This is a genomic window from Bradyrhizobium cenepequi, assembly GCF_020329485.1.
In the GTDB taxonomy this organism is placed as follows: domain Bacteria; phylum Pseudomonadota; class Alphaproteobacteria; order Rhizobiales; family Xanthobacteraceae; genus Bradyrhizobium; species Bradyrhizobium cenepequi.
Genome location: NZ_JAGKJI010000114.1, coordinates 1 through 4,573 on the forward strand (window position 1 = coordinate 1; position 4,573 = coordinate 4,573).

The 4,573-nt window shown below is 59.1% G+C and carries 7 protein-coding genes; 2 read left to right on the forward strand and 5 right to left on the reverse strand.

Annotation, left to right across the window (positions count from 1 at the left end; genetic code table 11):
* The 4 genes from J6497_RS40195 to J6497_RS42390 form a co-directional block, all read right to left on the reverse strand.
* Positions 1–239: transposase (locus J6497_RS40195; RefSeq protein WP_225704199.1), on the reverse strand; the 239-nt coding region annotated here is incomplete at its 3' end.
* Positions 217–927 (reverse strand): sensor histidine kinase, encoded by a 711-nt coding sequence (locus J6497_RS40200; protein ID WP_225709672.1) that lies wholly within the window; start codon positions 925–927, stop codon positions 217–219. The genes J6497_RS40195 and J6497_RS40200, both read right to left, overlap by 23 nt.
* Before the next feature lie 71 nt (positions 928–998).
* Entirely contained in the window at positions 999–1,259 is a 261-nt protein-coding gene (locus tag J6497_RS40205; protein ID WP_225709673.1) for a hypothetical protein, read from the reverse strand.
* Positions 1,260–2,338: 1,079 nt separating this feature from the next.
* Positions 2,339–2,587, reverse strand: a complete 249-nt coding sequence (locus J6497_RS42390) for a hypothetical protein (RefSeq protein WP_225709674.1) — start codon at positions 2,585–2,587, stop codon at positions 2,339–2,341.
* Positions 2,588–2,814: 227 nt separating this feature from the next.
* On the opposite strand from J6497_RS42390, the gene J6497_RS40215 reads away from it, so the two are divergent.
* Together J6497_RS40215 and J6497_RS40220 are read left to right on the forward strand one after the other, a co-directional pair.
* Positions 2,815–3,579: a TonB-dependent receptor domain-containing protein gene (locus J6497_RS40215; protein ID WP_225709676.1), complete on the forward strand. Its 765-nt coding sequence runs from the start codon at positions 2,815–2,817 to the stop codon at positions 3,577–3,579.
* Between the two features lie 25 nt (positions 3,580–3,604).
* A complete protein-coding gene (locus tag J6497_RS40220; RefSeq protein WP_225709675.1) occupies positions 3,605–4,027 on the forward strand; it encodes a hypothetical protein in 423 nt (140 codons plus the stop codon).
* A 271-nt stretch (positions 4,028–4,298) separates the two neighbouring features.
* Here J6497_RS40220 and J6497_RS40225 read toward each other — a convergent pair.
* On the reverse strand, positions 4,299–4,573 hold a 275-nt coding region (locus J6497_RS40225), incomplete at its 5' end, for a transposase (RefSeq protein ID WP_225709539.1).

The window sequence follows — 4,573 nt, forward strand, 5'->3', positions numbered from 1 at the left end:
TCGAACAGCCGCTTCCAGATATCCGCCTTCACCCAGTCGCGGAAGCGCGTGAAGACACTGTTCCAGTGGCCGAACGAGGGCGGCAGATCCCGCCAGGGACTGCCGGTTCGCGCGATCCACAGCACGGCCTCGACAAACCGTCGGTTGTCCTTGCCACTGCGGCCGGGATCGCTTGGCTTGCCAAGACAAAGCGGCTCCATCTTCGCCCATTGGGCATCAGTCAAAACGAATCGGTCCATCCATAGCTTGAATCACAACCGAGCCCGGATGAGAATCCTGAATCCCAACAGACCCTAGCCCGGTTCGATTAAATTCTAACCTCACTTGCGAACCTGCCAGCGCGCTGGTGATCAGGCGAAGGCCAAATCCGCTTCGTTTAGGCTCGCTCGCTTCCGGCCCTCCGCGCTCGTTCCACTGGATGGCAAGCTTCCGTCCATCACAATCGGCGAGTAGAGTCCAGCGCAGCTCCACGCTTCCGGTCGGAGAACTCAATGCGCCATGCTTGGTGCCGTTGCTTGCGAGCTCGTCGAGGATCATATGGAGAGAGAGGGCGAGGCGCGGTTCAAGATCGATTTCGGGTCCTGCAGCATAAATTCGATCTCTCGTTACCGCCGCGTGTGGCGTCAACGTCCGTTCAAGGATCTCAGTCAATGAGATGCGGTTCTCGCCCGCGCGCTCGATTAAGCTGTAGGCATCCGACAGAGCCGAAAGCCTTTCGCTCAGGGCAAGACGATAGTCAGCCGTAGTTGCCGCGTCTGTCTGCTTGACGAAGCACTGAACGACAGTCAGCAGATTGCGGATACGATGCTGAAGTTCGTGGACTACAAAGCCGAGCGAACTGTCTACTGGGCCAACGGAGCTCTCGCAAGCCGCTGGTCTAGATTGTGGAGCGCCGACCTTTGTTCTATCTGCTACGGTTGATACCATGAATTTTTCTCATTTCAGAACGCATCGGGTCTTATCTCGACCAAATGAGGAGCCTAGGGAAGTGGCGATCGTTAGCAGCGACGGCAGATGATAATCCGTCGATCGAGCTTGGCATCCATGAGCTGCTGTGTGGCGTTAAACCTCGAGATCTGCTTCTGCACGACGTCATCTTCGGCAGAATTTGGTGCAAAGGCACGTCCTCGCGGCTGGACATGAACGCTTTCTGGAGTGTTCGGCGCGAGTGGGGAAATCGCAACCATGGGTGATTGGGCGAGGACGACGGCTGGCGTAAAGACGAGAGAGATCGCTACCATTAACAAAGTCTGATGCATCGTTGGCTCCTTTTGAGTTACCGGTCTAGGACCATTTGCTGCGTGATGATGTGGAGGGCACTTCGTTGTCCCGCGAAATGCCCTTGCGCCAAGCCGGTGGGTAATGAGATCGCTCGTGTGGCTCGATGTCTGCCCATGGTGAAAAAGACAGGCGTGCGGTAGTTTGCTTTTCGAAGAACGAGTGAAAGTTGTGCTCATCGCGACCCAGCGGTGCTACGTGGTGATCCACTACTTGGTTAAGTAGCAGCATCCGCAAGATCCGCTTTGCTGGATTTGTTGCGGCTGAGCCAATATTGCGGAATTGAAGATCGAAAGAACTTAGGCGGTCTTTGTTGAAGTCACTCGCTTTGAGGCCTTAGCCACTCTCGTCCGCCCAATGAGCTTGAGCGCAGCCGGCGGTTGACTGAGAGCAGGCACTTTGAAACGAGGGAAGAGTGCCATTTCGCGAGCACCGGCACTTTCCGTTTGCCGTATCGGGCGCCCGTGCCGCTCTTTCCTTCGTGGCCGCACATATAGTCGCACAATTCCGGCGTCATCCTAGTGCCGCGCACGATCTCACGCCAAAGGTGCCGCCACCCATGATTGGGCTGCACGTCCGTGACCTTCAAGGATTTGTGTACCCATTCCCCCAAGCGCTCGGCAACCTTCTGCCACTGAGGGGTCGCATTTTTACCGCCTCGAGCGCGCGCCGGTTCGTAGAACAGCGGCTTGCTGATACGCCGGCGCTCCTCACCGTATTTCAGGAAGGCCCATCAATGAGGTTGTGTGTACCGAAAACCTTGTCCGAGTTGAAGCCGTGATGGAATCGCCTAAGCTGGCGGAATGATCGGGCTGCTCTGTTTCGTTCTGGCCGTCCTGGCCTCGCCATTCAGGTCGAAGTTGCGGCTTGAAGCTGAGAACGCGGTGCTTCGACATCAGCTGATTGTCTTGAGGCGGAGGCTGCATGGTCGCGTCCGGCTGACGAACCATGACCGCTGGTTCTTCATCCAGCTGTATCGCTGGTTTCCGTCAATCCTGCAGGTTCTCACGATCATTCGGCCCGAGACGCTCGTGCGATGGCATCGGACCGGCTTTCGCGGCTATTGGCGTTGGAAGTCGCGGTCGCTGAGAGGGCGGCCGCAGATCGATACTGAATTGCGGGCGCTGATCCGGCGGATGAGCATGGAGAATCCGCTTTGGGGAGCGCCACGCATCCACGGCGAACTGCTCAAGCTCGGGTTCGAGGTCGCGCAATCGAGCGTTGCCAAGTACATGGTGAAACGACGAGGGTCACCCAGCCAGGGATGGCGAACCTTCTTGCGCAGCCACGCGCCGGAGATTGCCGCCATGGACTTGTTCGTTGTTCCCACCACCGGCTTCGACCTGCTCTATGCATTCGTCATCGTCCGACTAGACCGCAGAAACCTGGCCTGGATCAACGTCACAAAGAATCCGACCGCGGAATGGGTTGCACGTCAGATCACGGAAGCCTTTCCTTGGGATCAGGCCCCAAAATACCTCATTCGCGATCGTGACCGTAATCTATGGCAGCCTCGTTACGCGGCGATTGCGCGCCATGGGCATCCGCGACAAGCCTGTTGCACCAGCCTCGCCGTGGCAGAATGGCTTTGCCGAACGGTTGATCGGATCGATCCGCCGCGAGTGTTTGGACCACATCATTGTCCTGAGCGAGATGCATCTGCGTCAGATTCTGCGATCTTACGCACGCTATTACAACGACATCCGAACGCACCGCTCGTTGAACAAAGACGCGCCGGTTGCTCGCCCGGTTCAGCGGACCGGGGCATCAAATCGTTCCCCATCCTCGGCGGACTCCATCACCACTACGTCCGGGTTTAGGTTTTCGGTACCCACAGGTGGTGAACTGGAAGCAACGCTCCGCATTGCACGGGGCTTCGAGCTGCTCGGTGGCATCGGCGTCACGCATGCAGAACTCGTCAATGTCCCGCTTGGCGGTGCCACTGGTGCGAAGGATGGCGGCCGTGTTCCGAACGTGCCGCCGTTGACCGCCAATATCGGCTTCCAGTACCAGGTTTCGGCCGCGTCTCTTCGGCTCGCCGGTGACTTCTTCGTTTGGGGCAACTACCAGTTCGTCGGTATCCGCGCCGCGGACGTCGCCAACAGCTTCGACCTGCCGTCCTACGGCGTCGTCAACGGCAAGCTCGGCTGGAAGGCGCAGAGCTTCGACGCCTACGTCTTCGCCAACAATCTGCTCGACGAGCGTTACGAAGTGTTCGGGCAGAGCTTCGGACCAACCGCGCAATCCGTTCGCGTCGGCCAAGGCCGCCTTGTCGGCATTGGCGCGACCGCAAGATTCTAGCTTGGCGACTTGAAAGGTAATCGTAATGAGAACAGAGGATTTCAAGCTGCACGACGTCTCGCGCTTCCCGGTCGTGGTCTTGCACGGCCGCGGTCTGCCGCCGGGCTACGCGCCGAACTGGGCGAGCGAGATGGAAGCTCTGTTGGGCCAGGAACGTCCATTCGTGATGATCTTTCCCGACTCGGTGGAAGATGAGGCGCACGAGGATCAGAAGCTTCGCACCGTCTTCCTGAAGGCCAACAAGGCGCGTCTTGCCGCGAGATGCCAAGGCATCTTCAGCGTGGAGCCGAACAAGGCCAAGCGCCTTCTCAAACGTGCCCAAGGCGCAGTCATCGCCGCGTCCTTCGGACTGAGGTTTCGGATCGTCGGTACCCTCGAGGAGGCGGAGCGTCTTGCCGGCCTGGCCTTGGCCGGAAATCCCGTGCCTGACGATGTCGAGCAGGACTGACGCGACGTCCGCTTATCTACGTATCGGCAAGAGGCACCTCCGCATCCCGAAGCGTCGCGGCATCCGCATCGCGCTTGGTATCGCTCTTCCTGTCCGCGGAATCCTGCCGCCGGCTGGATTCATACTGCTGCCGCCGGCTCTTGCACTGCTCTCGATCGACGTTCCGCGGTTCCGTCGATGGCGCCGACGGATGATCGTGTGGCTCGGTCGGCGGCGCAGAGGTGATCGCCCACTGAACTCGGAGAGTAGCTCTAGTTGCTCTGCACGGTGATTATGACTCTTTGGAAGTGTCGGGATAGGCTCGGCCCATTTTGGCGCGGGCCTTGTCTGTAGTGAACATCCATTTGATGCGGCAGCGTGCGGCGTTCCTCTGCCGTTCCCAAGCGATGATTTCGCGGCGCAGTCGCTTGGGGTCGTCGATCCTGCGACCGAGGCACTGTCCCCGCAAGACGCCGACCTCGATCTCAACCATGTTGAGCCAGCTTGCATGCTTGGGGGTGTAGTGGAACTCGAGCCGCCGCAAGATCCGCCTGGCTTCGGCGGGCG